Origin of the sequence: Aureimonas sp. SA4125 (assembly GCF_019973775.1) — a bacterium.
Lineage (GTDB): Bacteria > Pseudomonadota > Alphaproteobacteria > Rhizobiales > Rhizobiaceae > Plantimonas.
Map to the genome: position 1 here is coordinate 3,810,001 of NZ_AP025032.1, position 18,820 is coordinate 3,828,820.

Here is an 18,820-nt window from a genome sequence, read left to right on the forward strand (position 1 = left end):
TACAACGAGGAGGCCATCCGCTTTTCCGAAACCCAGCCGATCCTCGCGGCTCTGGCGGAAGCGGGCTACGAAGAGGGCGAGGCCGCCTATGCCGCCGAACGCCTCTCTGATCTTCTCTCCACCAAGACGCTGGGGCCGGGCAATATCATTCGAGTCGGTTCGGAGACCGAGGGTGGCACGCGCCGCATTGTGCGCCTTTCGGTCTACCGCGGCGACGCGCATATGGTGACGGTCGCCGAGGGCGACGACGGCAGTTTTGCCCCGGGAGCCCAGCCCGACCTCAACCGCGACGTCGCCGAGGCCCTCGACCAGAATGCCGCGGAGGTGCAGCGCCATTCCGACATGCCCATGGTCTATGACGGCATCTACCAGGCCGCGCTTTCCTACGGCCTCGATACGCGGCTCTGCCAGCAGCTCGTCCGCATGCTGGCTTCCGACGTCGACTTCCAGGCACGCCTCAGCCCGGACGACCGGCTGACCGTTTTCTATTCGCTCGAGGAGGGCAAGGAGAACGCGACCGACGCGTCGGAAATCCTCTACGCGGAAGCGCAATTCGGCGACGAAACGAAGAAATTCTACCGGTTCCGCGGCAAGGACGACGAGCACAGCGATTACTATGACGAGGAAGGCCGCAGCTCACGCCAGTTCCTCCTGCGCAAGCCGGTCCCGAAGGCCCGAATGTCCTCGGCTTTCAGTACAGGACGAAAACACCCGGTTCTGGGCTATGTCCGGCCGCATTGGGGCGTCGACTGGGCGGCGCCGGCGGGCTCGCCGATCATCGCCACGGGTTCGGGCGTCGTCGAGGCCGCGGGCTGGAGCAGCGGCTATGGCCGGCAGACCATCCTGCGTCATGCCAACGGCTACGAGACCTCCTATTCGCACCAGAGCACCATCGCCAAGGGCATCACCAAGGGCGCGCGTGTCCGTCAGGGACAGGTCATCGGCTTTGTCGGCTCGACCGGTCTCTCGACCGGCAATCACACGCATTACGAAGTCAGCGTCAACGGCCAGAAGGTCGATCCGATGCGGATCAAGCTGCCATCGGGGAGAGTTCTGGCGGGCGCCGATCTCGATCTCTTCAAGCGCGAGCGCGATCGGATCGACAACCTCCTGAAGGACCGCGACGACCCGACCCGCGTCGCCGGCCGCTGATCGGCGGACCTGTCGCTGGCGTTTCAGATGCCGCTTCCGGTGCCGGTGGCAGAGTTTCGGAAACCTGATCTAGAGCGACAAGGCCGCCCGACGTTCTTCCCATGCGCGCGCCGACAGCGGCGCGGACGAAACCTCCAGCGTGTGCCGGTCGAGACCGATGTCATCCAGAAGATGATCGCCGAGTTGCAGCAGGTGACGAAGCCTGTCGCGTCGACGGCCTCGCTCGCGGCGCTCGGCACGCCACGCCTGGAAACGGGCGGCCAGGCGGTTCGCTGGCTTTGGGAGACAAGCCTTGTGCAGCCTGATCGCCGAGGCCGATATCATGGTGCTCTCCTTCGTTCACTCTCCACCCATCGACCCTGCCGCACCGCGATTGATGAGTCTAACGAGAAGATGATAAGATTGGTGTGAGCAAAACTCATGGGAGAATCCGGTGATTCCCGCTGCCTACCCTTCCGGACGACCAGCCCTCGACCTCGATCTCGCGCGCACCTTCGTGGCGATCTGCGAAACCGGGAATTTTTCGACTGCTGCCGAACGCGTCTGCCGCACGCCGTCCGCCATCAGCCTTCAGGTCAAGCGGCTCGAGGACATGCTCGGCCGCATGCTTTTTCGCCGGGAGGCGCGGTCTGTCACCCTCACCTCCGACGGCGAAATATTGTTGGACTATGCCCGCCGGTTGCTGGCGCTCAGCGACGAGGCCGTGGCGCACTTCCTGATGCCACCGATGGAGGGCAATGGTAATTACCCACCCCCGCATTCCGTAGAATGTCAGGCGCCTACCGTCTCGAGAATTGTGTTGAAGACGTTGCCCCCTTGGCGCAGCCGGGCGGTATCGACGACGGTTCGGATGTCAGCTTCGCCTTCGGCGGCCCACATGGATCGATAGCCGTTGGTGACCTTGCGCTGGATCACGGCCGGTCGCAGGGCGCGCTCGCAGCCGTTGTTGGTGGCCTCGACCATCCCGGTCCAGAGAGTGAAGGTCAGGAGCTGGTCGCGCGCTCGCCTGAACTTGTGCTGGACCACTCGAGCGAAAGGGCAGGAGGTCGGTGCGGCGAGGATCTCGGAAAGACTTCGCTCCAGTGCACGGCGCTTGGCGACGATGGTCGATGCGGCGAAGGTCGTGATGCCGCTGGCCAAAGCGAAAGCCTTGGACAGCCAGATCCGCAGCCGCGACGGCAGCAGATCCTCGCCCGCCTGTTCGGCGTAGGCGACGTCGCGGGCCAGATGAGCCAGACAGGTCTGATGGGCGTCGGCATGTCCCTGCTGGGCAGAGTAGCGATCGGAACACCAGACCTTTGGCCGGTGCCCGTCCATCAGGGTCCTGACCACGATGGCACCACGGGTCGGAGCGGCACGATGGACGACTGCGTCATCGCAGCGAAACACCCATTGGAAGGCGTTGCTGCCTTCGATGCGAACGCCGGTCTCGTCCGAGGCCACCACCTTGGAGCGGCGCAGGGCGGCAATGGCGAGATCGCGGTCGGCGACGAAGGTGCCCTGCGCCCGGCGCAGCATGTTCATCAGCCCGCCCTGGCTGATCTGCAAGCCGAAGAGATCGGCCAGAGCTTTCTGAAGCCGTTCATAGGACAGGGCCTGGAAGGTCTTAAGATAGGTCGCCACCGCATGCAGCCGCGGCCCGAACGGCGTCCCCCTTGCCGCATCGGGCAATCCCGCTGAGACAAGCGTGCCGCAGGAAGGACAACAAACCGAAAGCCGGCGATGACGCGTCACGAACGGCTTGATCTCCGGCAGATCGACCGTCTCGTACGTGCCGCCGATCTCCGCGGGAAGGCTATCGGCCAGGGCTGCCTGGCAGCAGGAGCATTGCTCGGGACGGTGATCGACGAGCCGATCGAAATCCTCACCCATCGCTCGGCTGTGGCCTTCGTGACCGGGCTTGGCGCCGCCAGGTCTTGCCTGCTCACGGCGCTCCTTGCGGTCACTAGACGGAGGCTTCGAGGATGTGCGTGACGTCTTCTCCGGACGCTGAATCTTCAGCACCAGATCGATCAACTCTTCCTTCGTCAGACGCTGCAAATCACCGCGATCCATCCGTCCATGGATTCAGGGAATTCGGCCCGTGACAAGGGGGTGGGTAATTACGGGCAATGTGCGCCTGGGGGCGCCGTTCGACAGCGGGGTGATCGCGATACCGGCCATCCTCGCCCGCTTCGCCACAACCCACCCGCTCGTGCAGGTCGACGTTCGGCTGGATTCGAGCCGGGCCTTGCGACAGCTTTGTCTTGCCGGCGACCTCGATCTGGCGCTGTTCTCGCTCGAGGATAATGGCGCATTGGCCACGACGACCGTCCATACCGAAGAGCTGGTCTGGGTCGGAAGACGCAATGGAGGCGCCGTCCACCGCCGTCCCTTGCCGGTGGCCTTGGCCGAAAGCGGATGCAGCTGGCGGTCAAAGGCACTGGCGGCATTGCACGCGGCCGGCATACCGGTCCGCGTCGCCTATTCCAGCGAGCACTGCCAGGGGCAGATCGCGGCGGTCGAAGCGGATCTGGCGATCGCGCCCTTGCCGCGGAGCGTCATCGCACCGCCCTTCGTCCGCCTGGGCCAAGCCGACGGCCTGCCCGCGCTCGGGGGCTATGACGTCCAGATGCTGCGGCGCGATGGGGCCGGAGCGGTGACCGATGCCTTGGCCGAACACGTCGCGGCGAGCTTTGCCGACATCGGAAGCCGGGGCCGCCGCCTCTTCGCGTGACCCCCGGCACCCACGGCCGTCATTCCGGCTGGATGCGCGACTGGGCTCGCCAGAGATCGACGCCGCCATCCGTGGCGAAACGATCGATCTCCGCCAGCTCCTCGTCCGAGAAGGCCATGTTCGCCAGGCTATCCAGGGAATTGTCGAGCTGTTCGACCGTTCGAGCTCCAATGAGGGCCGAGGTGAGGCGGGGATCGCGCAGCACCCAGGCGATCGCCATCTGTGCAAGGGTCTGGCCACGCTTCCCGGCAATGGCGTTGAGCGACCGGATCCGGCTGATATTGTCGTCGCTGAGGTAGTCCGGCTTGAACGAGCCGGCCTTGGCGGCGCGCGAATCCTCCGGCACGCCGTCGAGGTATTTCGTCGTCAGAAAACCCTGTGCCAGAGGCGAGAAGGCGATGCAGCCGATGCCGAGACCACCGAGCGTGTCGAGGAGCCCATCCTCCACCCAGCGGTTCAGCATGGAATAGGACGGCTGGTGGATGACGAAGGGCGTTCCCTGCGCGGCGAGGATCGCATGCGCCGCGCGCGTCAGTTCCGGCGAATAGGAGGAAACGCCGACATAGAGCGCCCGTCCGGACCGCACGATATGGTCGAGCGCGCCCATCGTCTCTTCCAGCGGCGTCTCGGGATCGGGGCGGTGGTGGTAGAAGATGTCCAGCATGTCGAGCCCCATGCGCTTCAGGCTCTGGTCACAGCTGGCGACGAGATACTTGCGCGAGCCGAGATTGCCGTAGGGGCCCGGCCACATGTCGTAGCCGGCCTTGGACGAGATGATCAGCTCGTCGCGGTAGGGGCGGAAATCCGCCGTCATCCACCGGCCGAAATTCTCCTCGGCCGAGCCTGCCGGCGGCCCGTAATTGTTGGCGAGATCGAAATGCGTGACGCCGCGGTCGAAGGCGCGCCGAAGGATCGCGCGTCCCGTCTCGAAGACGTCGTTGCCGCCGAAATTCTGCCAGAGGCCCAGCGAAATGGCGGGGAGCTTCAGCCCGGAGCGCCCGAGCCGGCGATAGGGCATGACGTCATAGCGGTTGGCGGCAGCGTTGTAAGGCAAGGAACTTCTCCGGATTGTCGGGGGACCTCCCCCTGGCCGGCCATATAAGCCCGAGTCCCCCCGCCGCCCAGTCGGCCATGCAAGTCTACTTGCAGTAGGTCGCGCCGTTCCTGCGGGCGGCTATGTCGAGGTGGAAATGCGTCGCGTGGTTGGAATCGCTACCGGGACCGAGGACGGTGAGGAACGGGCCACAGGCTGCCGACCGGACGGCGGCCTGGAATTTGGCCTCGGGCGATCCTTCTGCCTGGGCGGCGACCCCGATGTCCTCGCCCGTGTCGAAGACGAAGCTTGCAATGTCGATCGCACTGCCGCGCGCATGCTCGGAAATCGCGCTCTCGCTGGCGCGCGGGCGGCAGACATAGGTCGAGGCATGGCGAAATTCGGTCAACTTTCGACCGGGAAGATCGGCTTTGACGGCCGGAAGAACCCCTTTCGTCATCCAGTCGTCAAGCGCGAGAGCTGTCCGGCAGAGGAACTGCGTGTTCGGCAGGACCCGGACGCCGGAGGACAGGCGCTTCACGTCAATGGGACGCAGAACGCCGCACTCACCCTCGGAGATGCTTTCGCCCACGGTGAACTCGATGCCGCGCTGGGTCAGTTCATCCTCGCAGAGCTTCGCGTCCTCGACGGCGGCGGCGGCAAGGACCGAGGCCGCGGGCGTGATCTCAACGCTGCGGGACTTCAGATTCTCCGTCGAGTTGGGGGCCGGGTCGGGCTCGACAGGCGCCGGCGCTGCCGGCTCGGGCTGCGCTTTCGTCGGTTCAGGCTTCGCTGGCTCGGGCTCGGCCACCGCCGGCGGCGCGGGCTCCGGTCGCGCCGGCTCCGGCGAGGTGACGGCCTCGGGTGCGTCGGTCCCCTCGCCTTCCGGACGGTCGACCGGCGTCGGAATTTCGTCGATCGGCCTCTTGGCCGTCTCGGAAGGAGGAGGCGTCTTTACCTCCGGCGGCGCAGGTGACGGTTCTGGCGATGTGCCGTCCGAAGGCGCAGGATTGGCGTCAGCGGCCGGAGCATCGGGTGTGGGCGGAGCCGTCTCGGGTGTCGGAACGGTGTCGGCCGCAGGCACTGCGGGGGAAGCGTCGGGTTCCGCCAGCTCTGGCGGCGGGGCAGCCTCCGCATTCTCGTCGGGCGTCTCGACGACCTTGTTCGCCGCATCGGGCTGCTCGGGGCGGGCATCCGGCAGCGGAACGTCGGCAATCACCGGCACGGCAGCGGGCGCTGGCCGGACCTGGGACTGGCGACGTGGCTTCGCCCCTTGCGTCGGCTGCTGCTTCGGCTTGCCGAGCAGACGCTCCAGCGGATTGGCGTCTGGCCAGGGCAGGCCGGCAGCATTGCTCACGGGTGCCGCGGCGAGCAGGAGGCACCCGGCGAGGACGAGGCCGCGATGGCCGAGCGCGATCATTCCTTGAATTCCACGACGGTCCGCGACGGCTGGACGAGGCTGGCGAGCGCCTCGGCATCCCAGTTCGTCAGTCGCACGCAGCCATGGCTGGCTGTCTTGTCGATCTTCGAGGGCTCCGGCGTGCCGTGGATGCCATAGGTCGGTTTCGACAGGTCGATCCACATCGCGCCGACAGGTCCGTTCGGGCCGGCCGGGATCGTCAGCTTTCCGGTGTTGTCGCCCTGCTGGAAATTCTTGTCGGGATTGTACTCGTAGGTCGGGTCCGGTGCGCTGCCATTGACCTTCATCGTTCCGGAGGGTGACGGCGTGCCCTCCGAGCCGATCGTCGCGGGATGGACGAGGACGACATTATCGTCGGCGTCGTAGGCGATGATTTCGCCTTTCGACTTGTCGACGACAATTTTGGCGACCTTGGCATCCGGCGCGGCGCCCGGCTCGGCAACGAGGATCGTCTCTCCGACGGCCAAGAAGGTGGCGCCAGGATTGAGCCGCCGCAACAGCGTCTCGTCCATGTGAAAGCGCTCGGCCAGCATTTCCGCGGGGTCGCGGTAGCCGAGCCAGTCGAGCTTGGCGAGGTCGCCGTAGTCGGTCGGCATGTCCGGGACATAGCGCTGGCCGAGATCCTCCCCGGTCAAGGTGTACGGTCGCACCACTGCCGCCGTGTCGGCGCCGATCTTTTCCCAGAATTCGGCAGACGGCTCGTCGCCGAGGTCGCTGCCGGTGATCAACCCATAGGCCGCGATCGCCTTGCGCGTGTTCTCGCCGTCGAGACCGTCGATCACGCCGGGCGATGCATGGGCCCGGTCGAGCAGGATCTGCAGGCGGATGAGGAAGGGGTCAGGGAAATCGTCGGGCGCGGCAGATTTTATCGCTCCGGCCGAATTCGCCGCGCCATCAGCCGACGGGACGTCCCCGGTTGCTGCCGGATCGATTTTCAGCACGGCCTGGGCTTCGTCGAGGCCGCTCCTGGCAGCGTCACGGCGGGCTTTCCAGCCTTCGAAATCCGCCGCGTTTATCGCCTGCTCGGAAACGTCGGGCAGTACGACCGCGATGGGATCGCCGGCGGCAGCATCCTGGCTCCATGCCGGTGTCGGCAGGAAGGCCGCGCCGGCCATGAGAAGACCCGCGAGGGCGGGAAGAGCACTGGATTTCATGGCGTGGACCTCGGGATGTCTGCTTGTACGCTGCCTCAACGCGCCAGAGGGTCGTGGGGTCCTTCGCCGGCCGAGCATATTGCCCGGGGCGACATCACTCCAGAAACTCGACGGTGACGCCCGGCTTGACGATCTTGGCAAGTTCCCGCGCGTCGAAATTGGTCAGCCGAACACAGCCATGGCTGTTGGTCTTGCCGATCTTCGAGGGCTCGGGCGTTCCATGGATGCCATAGGTGGGCTTCGACAAGGCGATCCAGACGGAGCCGACCGGGCCGTTGGGACCGGGTGGAATCGTCAGGACCGACTTGTTCTCGCCCTGGGTGAAGTTGATTTTCGGATTGTAGGTATAGTTCGGGTCGATCGCGATGCGGCTGACCTGCACCGTGCCGCTCGGCGAGGGGGTATCGGAGGAGCCGATCGTCGAGGGATAGGCGGCGACGAGGCGCCCTGCCTCATCATAGGCGCGCACCTGCTCGCGTCCCTTGTCGGCGATGATCTTCGCGACGGACTGCGTGACGTTCTCGCCGACCGCCATGACCTTCAGGATCGTCCCCGCCCGGTTGAAGTCGGCGCCGGGATTGATCTCCTTCAGATAGTCCTCGTCCATGTGGAAGCGCTCGGCCAGCATTTCCGAGACGCGGGTATAGGCCATGGCGGGGAGCTTCGCCTTCTCGGCATAGTCGTCCGGAATCGAGGCGACGTAGGGCCCGGCCGCATCCTGGTCGGTGATGGTGTAGGACACGATCGCCGGGCCGCCCGTCGCGTCGAGCTGTTCGGCGAGAGCCTGCGCGTTCGTCGCGTCGAGGCGCTCGCCGGTCTTCTCTTCGTAGGCGGCGACAGCCTTGTTGACATTGCCGCCCATCCGTCCGTCGATGACGCCGGGCGAAATGCCGGCGCGGTCGAGCAGTACCTGGAGAGCCGCGATCTCGACCTTGGCATTCTTGCCCTTGGGCCCGGCGACTGCCGGAGCAGGACGGGTCTCCGGCGCGGTCGTCTCGCCCGGCACGACGATCGGCGCGGTGTCCGGCAGCCCCGTGCCAGCGCCGTCGTCCTGCGGCAGGCCGGCATTCAGCGGGTCCTCGTAACCGGCGTCGCCCGGGCGCGGAAGGCCGGCTTCATATCTCGGCTCCGGCAGCGGCTCGGCTTCGATGGGCGCATCGAAGTCCTCGTCGGGGGATCGAAAGCCCTCATTGTAGGGGTCGGCGGAGCGGGGCGTGCGCGGAATGAAGCCGGGATCGACACCGGGAATCGCGCCGGCCCTGCCCTCGAGGATGATTTCGCCGCCCCGTCCCACAGGCCCTTCGAGGATGACCGAGTTGTCGCGGCGCCGTCGCGGCCTTGGTTCGTCGCGACGCGGCTGCTCGACGGCAATGATGCGTCCGCGCCGGTCGACCGTCACCGTCCGTCCGAGGTCGTCGATGAAGGTGCGCGCACGCGGCAGCATTTCCGGATCGTTGCCGTCGTCGTAGTACGGCACGTCCTGCGGGTCGTAGAACTGTGCCAGCGCCGGCGATGCGGCCGAGATGGCGAGAACTGCCATCGCGAACGAGGTGACGGTGACCGTTTTCATCATGTCTTCTCCAACGGCGCGCCAGGTGCCCCGAGTGGCGCCAGCCACCAATGTTTTGCCGACGAGCCTAGTCACTCGCAAATGAACCCGGCATGAAGATGGCCCGTCTAGGGCGCGCGAAGCTTGCGCGCGGCTGGCCGCAGGCAAGATTGGCTTAGAGATGTACTTGCGAGGCGCCTGCCGTACGTCGTCAGGCGACCTGCCCCGCGCACCAGCCCGACGACCAGGCCCACTGGAAATTGTAGCCGCCGAGCCAGCCTGTGACGTCCACGACCTCACCGACGAAATAGAGGCCTGGCACCGCTTTCGCCTGCAGGGTCTTCGAATCGAGATCGGCGGTGTCGACGCCGCCATGCGTGACCTCGGCGGTGCGATAGCCTTCCGATCCCGCCGGCTTGAAGCGCCAGGCGTTGACCGCAGCTTCCGCCGTGCGCAGGAGCTTGTCGGGCCAGTCGGCCAGCCGCTCCGGCCCCTTCAGCTCGCCCGCAATGAGTTGCGCCAGACGTTTCGGCAGGAAGGCGCCGAGGCCGGTCTGCAGCGACTGCCGGCCGTTCTCGGCCCGGGCGGCGCGCAATGCGGCAAAAACATCGAGGTCGGGCAGCATGGCCACGGCGATCTCGTCGCCCTCACGCCAGTAGGAGGATATCTGCAGCATGGCTGGCCCGGACAGGCCGCGATGGGTGAACAGAAGGGCTTCTGCAAATTTCGTCCTGCCGTGCGACACGACCGCGTCGATGGCCACGCCCGCCAGCGGCTCGAGGCGGGCGAGCGTCGGCGGGTCCAGCGTCAGTGGCACCAGCGCCGGCCGCGTCTCCGTGACCTTCAGGCCGAAACTCTTCGCCAGTTCGTAGCCGTAGCCGGATGCGCCCATCTTCGGGATCGACTTGCCGCCCGTGGCGATGATGAGGGACGTGCATTCCACCGGCTCGATCCCGCGCTGGTCGTGGCTGAGCACGGCGGCAAAGCCCGTCTCCGTCCGGCGCACGCGGTCGACCGTCGTCGAGAGCCTGAGGTCGGCGCCGTGGCGGCGCATTTCCGCCAGCAGCATGTCGACGATCTGCTGGGCCGAGCCGTCGCAGAACAGCTGACCGAGCGCCTTCTCGTGATAGGCGATGGCGTAGCGGTCGACGAGCGCGATGAAGTCGCGCGCCGTATAGCGCTTCAGCGCCGAGATGCAGAAACTCGGATTGTTCGACAGGAACTGCTTCGGGCTCGTGTGAACATTGGTGAAGTTGCAGCGTCCGCCGCCGGAAATGCGGATCTTCTCGCCTGGCTTCGTCGCATGGTCGACGACGAGAACGCTTCGTCCCCGCTTGCCCGCCTCGATGGCCGCCATCATGCCGGCGGCGCCCGCGCCGATGATCAATACGTCGTAGGTCATGCCATGCCTTTCGACCACGGCGATCGCGGCGAGTGGGAGATTGAGCGCCGGGGATAGACCGGTGCGGCCGCGGTCTCAAGGCCCCTGCTGCGGGCAGGTCCCGACGGCAGCTGTCCAGGCGGCAATTGAAACCCTTCCGTCACAGGTTCGCGGGCGGTGCGGTTGCCGCAGCGCGGCAGACCTCACCGATTGACAGCGTGGCAGGCGCGCCCGAAGGTCGACGCCAAAGGCGACCGGAGAACGGACATGGCCGAGAAGATTGAACAGGGCGCCGGCGAAGCAACGGCCGAACCTGCACTTCACCGGGTGATGGGCCCCTGGCTGTTGCTCCTCTTCATCGTCGGCGACATCCTCGGTACCGGAATCTACGCGCTGACTGGCGAGGTCGCCAAACAGGTCGGCGGCATCGTCTGGCTGCCCTTCCTCGTCGCCTTCGTCATCGCGCTTCTCACCGCCTTCAGCTATCTCGAGCTGGTGACCAAATATCCCCGCGCCGCCGGGGCCGCGCTCTATGCCCACAAGGCGTTCGGCGTACATTTCATCACTTTCATCGTCGCCTTCGCGGTGATGAGCTCCGGCATCACGTCCGCGGCCACCGCCTCGCGCGCCTTCGCCGCCAATCTCGCGACGGTGGCCGGCTTCGACCAGGCCGGCGGCCTGACGGTGACGCTGATCGGCCTCGGCTTCATGGCGCTGGTGGCGATCGTGAATTTTCGCGGCGTCGCCGAGAGCCTGAAGATGAACGTGGTCCTGACTACGGTAGAGCTGACCGGCCTCCTGATCATCATCACGATCGGCTTCTGGGCGATCGGCACGGGCCAGGGCGACGTCTCGCGCGTCATTACCTTTGACGCAGGGCCGGAGCGGGGCCTGTTCTGGTCGGTCATCGCGGCGACGACGCTCGCCTTCTTCGCCATGGTCGGCTTCGAGGACTCGGTGAACATGGCCGAGGAGTGCAAGGCCCCCTCGCGGATCTTCCCGAAAGTGCTCCTCTCGGGCCTCGCGATCACCGGCGTCATCTATGTCCTGGTCTCGATCTCGGCGATCACCCTCGTTCCCGCGGCGGAGCTCGGCGAGGGCGAGACGCCGCTCTTGAACGTCGTCGCCGCCGGCGCGCCGGGCTTTCCGCTCTGGATCTTCGGCATCATCACCATGTTCGCGGTCGCCAATTCGGCCCTCATCAACATGCTGATGGCAAGCCGGCTCGTCTACGGCATGAGCCGGGAACAGGTGCTGCCGCCGTGGCTCGGCCGCGTGCATCAGGAGCGACGCACCCCCTATGTCGCGATCGGCTTCACCACGCTCCTCGCCTTCGGGCTGATCGCCTTCGTCGGCGCCGTTCCCGCGCTGGGCGGCACGACGGCACTCCTTCTGCTCTGCGTCTTCACCGTCGTGAACATCGCCGTGCTGGTGCTGCGCCGTGACAAGGTCGAGCACGACCATTTCACCACGCCGACGCTGCTGCCGATCCTCGGCGCGCTCGCCTGCGCCTTTCTCGTCGGCCCCTGGACCGGACGCGACAGCGTGCAATACCTCGTCGCGGGCATCCTGCTGGCGATCGGCGTCGGGCTCTGGGGCCTGACGGTCATGGTCAATCGCTCCAATCCCGCTGTCGTCGACAGGAAATGACGAGGCTTCCGCTCGCGGCATCATGACCGCGAGCGGTGTCTGCGGGAATGCAAAAAGGGCGACCCGATGGACCGCCCTTCGCCTTTTTCCCGACAAACGCTCTGTTATGCCGCGACCCTGTCTCCCGCGGCGCCCGCCTTCGAGCCGACGACGTAGAAGGTCAGCCTGTCGCTGCCGGACGTCACCTTCACCGTCGATTCGTCGCGCACCTCGCCGAGAAGGATCTTTTCCGCCAGGGGATCCTGGACCTCGCGCTGGATGACGCGCTTCAAGGGCCGCGCGCCATAGGCCGGGTCGTAGCCGCGCTCGGCCAGCCATAGCCGCGCGCTGTCGTCGAGATCGATGACGATCTTGCGGTCGGCGAGCAGCGCCTCCATCCGCTTCAGCTGGATGTCGACGATCGCGCCCATTTCCGAACGCTTCAGCCGGTGGAACAGGATCGTCTCGTCGACGCGGTTGAGAAATTCCGGCCGGAACGCCGAGCGCACCACCGCCATCACCTGCTCGCGCACGCTGTCGGTATCGACGTCGTCCGGCAGCTGGGTGAGATATTCCGCGCCGAGATTCGACGTCATGATGATCAGCGTGTTGCGGAAATCGACCGTCCGCCCCTGCCCGTCCGTCAGCCGTCCGTCGTCGAGCACCTGCAGAAGCACGTTGAAGACATCCGGATGCGCCTTCTCGATCTCGTCGAACAGGACGACCTGATAGGGCCGGCGGCGAACCGCCTCGGTCAGCGACCCGCCCTCCTCATAACCGACATAGCCGGGAGGCGCGCCGATCAGCCGCGACACCGAATGCTTCTCCATGAACTCCGACATGTCGAGCCGGACCATCGCCGTCTCGTCGTCGAACATGAATTGCGCCAGCGCCTTGGTCAGCTCGGTCTTGCCGACGCCGGTGGGGCCGAGGAAGATGAACGAGCCGATCGGCCGGTTCGGGTCCTGCAGGCCCGCACGGGCCCGGCGCACGGCGCGCGAGACCGCCTGCACCGCCTCGCCCTGGCCGACGACGCGGGCGCCGATGGCATCCTCCATCCGCAGGAGTTTTTCGCGCTCGCCCTGCAGCATCCGGTCGACCGGAATGCCGGTCCAGCGCGACACGACCTGGGCGATGTGGTCGGGAGTCACCGTCTCCTCGACCATCGAGGCCGCACCGCCGACTTCGTGCGCCTCGGCGGCCTCGACATCGCGCTCGAGTTTCGGGATCACGCCATAGGCAAGCTCGCCGGCGCGCTGGAACTCGCCCTGACGCTGCGCGATGGCCAGATTGTTGCGGGCCTCGTCGAGCTGCTTCTTCAGCTCCGCGGCAAGACCGAGCTTCGACTTTTCCGCCTGCCAGGTCTGCGTGATGCGGGCCGACTCTTCCTCCAGATTGGCGAGTTCGCCCTCCAGCCGCTCCAGCCGGTTGCGCGAGGCGTCGTCGTCCTCGCGCTTCAAAGCTTCGCGCTCGATCTTCAGCTGCATCACGCGGCGGTCGATCTCGTCGAGCACTTCGGGCTTGGAGTCCACCTGCATGCGCAGCCGTGCCGCGCCCTCGTCGATGAGGTCGATGGCCTTGTCCGGCAGGAAGCGGTCGGTGATGTAGCGGTTGGACAGCTGGGCCGCGGCGACGAGCGCCGAATCGGAGATGCGCACCTTGTGGTGCTGCTCGTACTTCTCCTTCAGGCCGCGCAGGATCGAGATCGTGTCCTCGACCGTCGGCTCGGCGACGAAGACCGGCTGGAAGCGCCGGGCGAGCGCCGGGTCCTTCTCGACATGCTTGCGGTATTCGTCGAGCGTGGTCGCGCCGACGCAGTGCAGTTCGCCGCGCGCGAGCGCCGGCTTCAGGAGGTTCGAGGCGTCCATCGCGCCGTCACCCTTGCCCGCGCCGACGAGCGTGTGCATTTCGTCGATGAACAGAATGATGCCACCGGCCGCGGAGGTGACCTCCGACAGGACCGCCTTCAGCCGCTCCTCGAACTCGCCGCGATATTTCGCGCCGGCGATTAGCGATCCCATGTCGAGCGCCATCAGCTGCTTGTCGCGCAAACTCTCGGGCACGTCGCCGTTGACGATGCGCAGCGCCAGGCCTTCGGCGATGGCGGTCTTGCCGACGCCGGGTTCACCGATGAGGACGGGATTGTTCTTCGTGCGACGGGAAAGCACCTGAATGGTGCGGCGGATTTCGTCGTCGCGCCCGATCACCGGGTCGAGCTTGCCCTCGCGGGCGTCCTTGGTCAGGTCGCGGGCATATTTCTTCAGCGCGTCGTAGCCCTGCTCGGCCGAGGCGGAATCGGCCGTGCGGCCCTTGCGCAGCTCGTTGATCGCCTCGTTCAGCGCCGCGGCGGTGACGCCGGCCTTCTCGAGAATGGCCGCGGTCTTGGCGCCCTTCTCGATGACGAGGGCGAGAAGCAACCGCTCGACGGTGACAAAGCTGTCGCCGGCCTTCTTGGCGATTTCCTCGGCGGTGGCGAAGACCTTGGCCAGCGGCTGCGCCAGATACATCTGACCGTTGCCGCCAGAGACGCGCGGCATGGCGGCGAGCGCCGCGTCGACGGCCAGCCGGACGTCGGCGGCGCGCCCGCCGGCTTTTTCGATCAGTCCTCCCGCAAGGCCCTCGCTGTCGTCGACGAGAACCTTCAGGAGGTGCTCGGCGGAAAACTGCTGATGGTCGCGCGATGCCGCGGCGGTCTGGGCCGCCTGGATGAAGCCGCGGACGCGCTCGGTGTATTTTTCCATGTCCATGGAGGATCTCCCCTGTCGTGCCACCCGCGCTGCGGCGTGGAACGCTTGCTCTGGAGTCCGGCCCCCGTCATCGGCAGGCCGCTCCGCTGAGATATGGGGGCATTCCAGGCGGGTTGAAAGGTATTACGGAATGATACCTATCCCGATGCGGCCGGAAATTGCGCCGACCGTCACCTCGCTCGCTCCGGCGGTGCTCCCGCCATGAAAAAAGGGGCGGCGGATCGCTCCGTCGCCCCTTTTCCGGCTGCTGCCGATTCTTCGATCAGCTGTTGGTGGCCATCAGGAAGGCCGGCAGGTGATCGCCGCCATCCTCGCCGCCCGACGAATCGTCGTCCGGCTTCTTCTTGCGCGGGCGACCCGGCTTGCGCTTGACCTTGCTCTCGGCATCGACGGGCGATGTCTCAGTCTGCGGCGTCGGGGGCTGGGGCGTCGGGGGCGTCTCGGCCCGCGCTTCGACCGGCGCCGTGGGCGCCACGGGCGCCGTCGCGATCACGGGATCGGCGGCGACAGGCGCCGGCGACGCGGTGGCGACGGGCTCGCCGCCGGAGGCCAGATCCGCTGCTGCCGGGGCGCGCTGCTCGCCGTCTTCGCTGCGAACGCGCCGCGGACGACCGCGACGACGCGGCTCGCCCTGCGCTTCTTCGCTCCGCGGACGGAACTCCTCGCGCGGCGCACTCTCGGTGGAGACGGTTTCGGCGGCGGGTATGCGCTGCGGCAGCTCGGCATTGCGCGGCTGCTCGTGGCCGGCAAGACGCGGCGCCTGCTCCTCGCCGCCTTCGATCGGCGCGCGGGGCTCGCTTACCACCGGCTGCGGGCCGAGGCCGTTCGGCGCCTGGCGGTCGCGATTGTCGCGATTTCCGCGATTGTCCCGATCCCGGGCTTGAAAGCCGTCGCGGTTCTCGCGGTTGCCGTCCCGATTGCCGCGGTTCTCGTCACGGCTGGCGCTGTCACGGTTGCCGCGATTCTCGTTGCCGCGGCTGTCGTTGCCGCGATTATCGCGGTTGCCGTCGCGTGCTTCGCGGTTGCCGTCCCGGTTGCCGCTGGCCGATTGCGGGGCGCCGTTGCCGCCACGCTGGTCCCGGCCCTCGCGCTGGGCGTTGGGCTGCCCGTTGAAGCGCTCACCCTGCTGCCGCTCGCCCTGGGACCGATCGTTCTGACCGCGATCCGTTTGATAGCGCTCGCCCTGGTTCCGGTCCGCCTGGTTGCGATCACCCTGGTTGCGGTCGTTCTGGTTCCGATCGTACTGGTTACGGTCGTTCTGGCCACGATCTTCGTTGCCATTGCCATTGCCGTTGGCGTAGCCGTTCTCCGAACCGCCCTCGTCCTCGCCGTCCTCGTCGGTCTGGTCGCCGAAATCGTTCTCGTCCTGCTGGAGCTGGAAAGTTCCCTGCGCGGCGGCGACGATGCGGCCGTAATGCTCGGCATGCTGGAGGTAATTCTCCGCCATCACCCGATCGCCGGAAGCTGCCGAATCGCGCGCGAGCGTCGAGTATTTTTCGGCGATGTGCTGGGCGGTGCCGCGGATCTTCACGTCCGGGCCGTTCGACTCATAGCTGCGAGACAACGGATTGGGGCCCTTGCGACCGCGCCCGCGCATCCGCTGCTTGTTCTGCTGCTGCTGTCCTGGCCTCATGCTCTTCCTGTCTCTGGATATCCAGCTAGCGTGCCGGTTGCTCTGGCTGCAGGACGGCCCATCCCTGGGGATGGAGCGCTTGCCCCGCGCGATACGGATGCGCCAGCGCGCGACCGAGATCGAATATTTTGTATTCGGTTGAGCCGATCGATTCCAAATCGTCGGTATCACGGACAGCCGCCCCGCCGTCTCGAGCATCCCACGTCCGACCGCCACACCGGCAGGTCAGAAGCTGAGGGATGGTCCCCCTCGATTGGTCCGTAACGGTCTCGAAACTAGAAGGTTCGGCCCTGTGCCACAAGCCCTTTTTGCGGCGATGGGAACGAAACACTGGTTTGACGGACTTTTTATGCCTGATCTGCTTCGTCCGTGGCCCGAGCATGCAGAATAAAGTGTCGCCACCGCGGACGGGACCCGGTCCGCGCCGTCACTTGCCCGTCTGGAACCACAATGCCCGCGGGATGCCTGCCAGATCGTCCCTCGATGCGGCCAGCACAAGTCCGGCCGCGGAAAAGATCTCACACACGTCGCTTGCCTGACCCTGACCGATTTCCACAAGCGCGTGCCCCGGCCGGCGCAGCCTCTCGGCTGACTGGCATGCAAGGGCGCGGTAGGCGTCCAGTCCGTCCGGCCCGCCATCGAGCGCAAGGTGCGGATCGAATTCGCGTACCTCGCGCGCAAGGCCGGCGATGTCGCCGCTGCGAATATAGGGCGGGTTCGACACGACGATGTCGACGGGCGCACCGATGGCGCTGAGATAGTCGCCGGCCACGGCATGAAAACGCGGCGCGACGCCGGCCGCCAAGGCATTGCGACGGGCCGTGACAAGCGCACCGGGAGACAGGTCGATGGCGATCGCCTCGGCCTCGGCATACAGCGCCAGCAGCGACACCGCGATGGCGCCCGTGCCGGTGCCGACATCGGCGATCAGGCAGGCCCCGCGCGCGGCCAGCACGGCTTCGATCGGTTGGCGGCACAGCTCGACGAGCGTCTCGGTATCGGCCCTTGGCTCCAGCGTCTCTGCCGAAAGGGCGAAGTCGTGGTCGTAGAAGGCGCGTCGTCCGAAGATCCGGTGCACCGGCTCTCCCTCGATGCGCCGCGCCACCATGGCGCGGAGGCGCCCCAAAGCGGGCGGTTCGACCGCGTTCCCCGACCGGAGGATCAGTCCGCCGGCGTCGCAGCCGAGGGCCTCGGCGAGCAGCAGGCGCGCATCGGTCGCGGGGTCTTCGATGCCCGCGTCGCGCAGACGGGCACGTAGGTCCGCCAGCGTTTCGGCAATGGTCGGCGCAGCGGGACCGGGGGCGGGCGAAATCGGCCTAGTCCTCGCCGCCGACCGATGCGAGCAGCCGCGCCTGGTGGTCGGCGATCAGCGCCCCGACGAGTTCGTCGAGTTCGCCCTCCATCACCTTGTCGAGCTTGTAGAGAGTCAGGTTGATGCGGTGGTCGGTCACCCGCCCTTGCGGAAAATTGTAGGTGCGAATGCGTTCGGACCGGTCGCCGGAGCCGACCTGGCTGCGGCGGGCCTCCGAGCGCTCGCCGTCGGCGCGCTCGCGTTCCATGTCGTAGAGCCGGGCGCGCAGCACCTGCATGGCCCGGGCGCGGTTCTGGTGCTGCGACTTTTCGGCCGAGACGACCATGATGCCGGTCGGCAGATGGGTGATGCGCACGGCCGAGTCCGTCGTATTGACGTGCTGGCCGCCGGAGCCCGACGCGCGCATCGTATCGATCCGGATGTCCTCCGCCCGGATCTCGATATCGATGTCCTCGGCCTCGGGCAGCACCGCGACGGTCGCGGCCGAGGTGTGGATGCGCCCGCCCGATTCCGTCGCGGGAACGCGCTGCACGCGGTGGACGCCCGATTCGAACTTCAGCTTGGAAAAGACGCCGCGGCCGTTGATGGAGGCGATCACTTCCTTGTAGCCGCCGACCTCGCCCTCGCTCGCCGACAGGACCTCGACTTTCCAGCCGTTCACCTCGGCATAGCGCTGGTACATGCGGAACAGATCGCCGGCAAAGAGGCCCGCCTCCGATCCACCGGTGCCGGCGCGGATTTCAAGGATCGCGCTCTTCTCGTCGGCGGCGTCCTTCGGCAGGAGAAGCAGCTGGATGTCCTCCGTCAGCGCCAACTCCTGCTCGCGCAGATCCGCAACCTCCGTGGCGGCGAGGTCGCGCATTTCGCGGTCGGCGCCGGGATCTTCCATCATCGCGCGCATGTCGCGCAGGTCGCTCTCGATCTTGCGGTGCCGGTTGATGGCGGCGACGATCGGCTCGAGCCCGGAATATTCGCTGGCGAGCGCGGCAAAGCTGTCGCGATCCCCGCCCTTGGCCATCTCGGCCTCGAGATAGGAAAAGCGTCGAACGATCTCGTTCATTGTGTCGGAAGGCAGGGTTGCCATGAAATCCTGT

Annotated in this window: 14 protein-coding genes and 1 pseudogene (1 of these 15 cut by a window edge); 4 read left to right on the forward strand and 11 right to left on the reverse strand. The window is 66.7% G+C overall.

Features of this window, described 5'->3' with window-relative positions:
* Positions 1 to 1,152, forward strand: the 3' portion of a protein-coding gene (locus tag Sa4125_RS18060) for a M23 family metallopeptidase (RefSeq protein WP_224000119.1). 771 nt of this gene lie to the left of the window's left edge; the window shows 1,152 of its 1,923 coding nt (coding positions 772–1,923); its start codon lies beyond the left edge, outside the window; it ends in the stop codon at positions 1,150 to 1,152.
* 69 nt (positions 1,153 to 1,221) lie between these two features.
* Here the strand turns inward: Sa4125_RS18060 and Sa4125_RS18065 are convergent, their stop codons facing one another.
* Positions 1,222 to 1,476, reverse strand: coding sequence for a hypothetical protein (locus tag Sa4125_RS18065; protein WP_224000120.1), 255 nt, complete (start codon positions 1,474 to 1,476; stop codon positions 1,222 to 1,224).
* A gap of 112 nt (positions 1,477 to 1,588) precedes the next feature.
* On the opposite strand from Sa4125_RS18065, the pseudogene Sa4125_RS18070 reads away from it, so the two are divergent.
* Positions 1,589 to 1,888, forward strand: a pseudogene (locus tag Sa4125_RS18070) (LysR family transcriptional regulator); the annotation flags it as partial.
* A 35-nt stretch (positions 1,889 to 1,923) separates the two neighbouring features.
* Here Sa4125_RS18070 and Sa4125_RS18075 read toward each other — a convergent pair.
* On the reverse strand, positions 1,924 to 3,207 hold the full coding sequence (locus Sa4125_RS18075) for an IS66 family transposase (RefSeq protein WP_223998294.1): 1,284 nt from the start codon (positions 3,205 to 3,207) through the stop codon (positions 1,924 to 1,926).
* 28 nt (positions 3,208 to 3,235) lie between these two features.
* On the opposite strand from Sa4125_RS18075, the gene Sa4125_RS18080 reads away from it, so the two are divergent.
* A complete protein-coding gene (locus tag Sa4125_RS18080; protein ID WP_224000121.1) occupies positions 3,236 to 3,868 on the forward strand; it encodes a LysR substrate-binding domain-containing protein in 633 nt (210 codons plus the stop codon).
* A 19-nt stretch (positions 3,869 to 3,887) separates the two neighbouring features.
* Here Sa4125_RS18080 and mgrA read toward each other — a convergent pair whose 3' ends face one another.
* The 5 genes from mgrA to Sa4125_RS18105 all read right to left on the reverse strand — a co-directional run bounded on the left by mgrA (position 3,888) and on the right by Sa4125_RS18105 (position 10,426).
* The gene (mgrA, locus tag Sa4125_RS18085; protein ID WP_224000123.1) at positions 3,888 to 4,922 is read right to left on the reverse strand and encodes an L-glyceraldehyde 3-phosphate reductase; all 1,035 of its coding nucleotides are present in this window, start codon (positions 4,920 to 4,922) and stop codon (positions 3,888 to 3,890) included.
* Positions 4,923 to 5,007: 85 nt separating this feature from the next.
* Complete coding sequence (locus tag Sa4125_RS18090) at positions 5,008 to 6,321, reverse strand: extensin family protein (RefSeq protein ID WP_224000124.1); 1,314 nt, start codon at positions 6,319 to 6,321, stop codon at positions 5,008 to 5,010.
* Complete coding sequence (locus tag Sa4125_RS18095; protein WP_224000125.1) at positions 6,318 to 7,475, reverse strand: L,D-transpeptidase; 1,158 nt, start codon at positions 7,473 to 7,475, stop codon at positions 6,318 to 6,320. The genes Sa4125_RS18090 and Sa4125_RS18095 overlap by 4 nt, the downstream gene beginning before the upstream one ends.
* 94 nt (positions 7,476 to 7,569) lie before the next feature.
* The gene (locus Sa4125_RS18100) at positions 7,570 to 9,015 is read right to left on the reverse strand and encodes a L,D-transpeptidase (RefSeq protein WP_224007951.1); all 1,446 of its coding nucleotides are present in this window, start codon (positions 9,013 to 9,015) and stop codon (positions 7,570 to 7,572) included.
* 220 nt (positions 9,016 to 9,235) lie between these two features.
* The gene (locus Sa4125_RS18105; protein WP_224000126.1) at positions 9,236 to 10,426 is read right to left on the reverse strand and encodes an NAD(P)/FAD-dependent oxidoreductase; all 1,191 of its coding nucleotides are present in this window, start codon (positions 10,424 to 10,426) and stop codon (positions 9,236 to 9,238) included.
* A 246-nt stretch (positions 10,427 to 10,672) separates the two neighbouring features.
* Between Sa4125_RS18105 and Sa4125_RS18110 the strand changes: the two genes are divergently transcribed.
* The gene (locus Sa4125_RS18110) at positions 10,673 to 12,055 is read left to right on the forward strand and encodes an APC family permease (protein ID WP_224000127.1); all 1,383 of its coding nucleotides are present in this window, start codon (positions 10,673 to 10,675) and stop codon (positions 12,053 to 12,055) included.
* A gap of 104 nt (positions 12,056 to 12,159) precedes the next feature.
* Here the strand turns inward: Sa4125_RS18110 and clpB are convergent, their stop codons facing one another.
* The 4 genes from clpB to prfA all read right to left on the reverse strand — a co-directional run bounded on the left by clpB (position 12,160) and on the right by prfA (position 18,810).
* A complete protein-coding gene (gene clpB, locus Sa4125_RS18115; protein WP_224000128.1) occupies positions 12,160 to 14,781 on the reverse strand; it encodes an ATP-dependent chaperone ClpB in 2,622 nt (873 codons plus the stop codon).
* Between the two features lie 262 nt (positions 14,782 to 15,043).
* A complete protein-coding gene (locus Sa4125_RS18120; protein ID WP_224000129.1) occupies positions 15,044 to 16,612 on the reverse strand; it encodes a DUF4167 domain-containing protein in 1,569 nt (522 codons plus the stop codon).
* A gap of 229 nt (positions 16,613 to 16,841) precedes the next feature.
* Positions 16,842 to 17,726, reverse strand: coding sequence for a peptide chain release factor N(5)-glutamine methyltransferase (gene prmC, locus Sa4125_RS18125; protein ID WP_224007953.1), 885 nt, complete (start codon positions 17,724 to 17,726; stop codon positions 16,842 to 16,844).
* 4 nt (positions 17,727 to 17,730) lie between these two features.
* On the reverse strand, positions 17,731 to 18,810 hold the full coding sequence (gene prfA, locus Sa4125_RS18130) for a peptide chain release factor 1 (protein WP_224000130.1): 1,080 nt from the start codon (positions 18,808 to 18,810) through the stop codon (positions 17,731 to 17,733).
* Positions 18,811 to 18,820 lie beyond the last annotated feature (10 nt).

Coding starts and splice junctions, on each gene's coding strand:
- Sa4125_RS18065 (WP_224000120.1), bottom strand. CDS start 1,476: ATGATATCGGCCTCGGCGATCAGGCTGCACAAGGCTTGTCTCCCAAAG.
- Sa4125_RS18075 (WP_223998294.1), bottom strand. CDS start 3,207: ATGGATCGCGGTGATTTGCAGCGTCTGACGAAGGAAGAGTTGATCGAT.
- Sa4125_RS18090 (WP_224000124.1), bottom strand. CDS start 6,321: ATGATCGCGCTCGGCCATCGCGGCCTCGTCCTCGCCGGGTGCCTCCTG.
- Sa4125_RS18095 (WP_224000125.1), bottom strand. CDS start 7,475: ATGAAATCCAGTGCTCTTCCCGCCCTCGCGGGTCTTCTCATGGCCGGC.
- Sa4125_RS18100 (WP_224007951.1), bottom strand. CDS start 9,015: ATGGCAGTTCTCGCCATCTCGGCCGCATCGCCGGCGCTGGCACAGTTC.
- Sa4125_RS18105 (WP_224000126.1), bottom strand. CDS start 10,426: ATGACCTACGACGTATTGATCATCGGCGCGGGCGCCGCCGGCATGATG.
- Sa4125_RS18110 (WP_224000127.1), top strand. CDS start 10,673: ATGGCCGAGAAGATTGAACAGGGCGCCGGCGAAGCAACGGCCGAACCT.
- clpB (WP_224000128.1), bottom strand. CDS start 14,781: ATGGACATGGAAAAATACACCGAGCGCGTCCGCGGCTTCATCCAGGCG.
- Sa4125_RS18120 (WP_224000129.1), bottom strand. CDS start 16,612: ATGCTCGAGACGGCGGGGCGGCTGTCCGTGATACCGACGATTTGGAAT.
- prfA (WP_224000130.1), bottom strand. CDS start 18,810: ATGGCAACCCTGCCTTCCGACACAATGAACGAGATCGTTCGACGCTTT.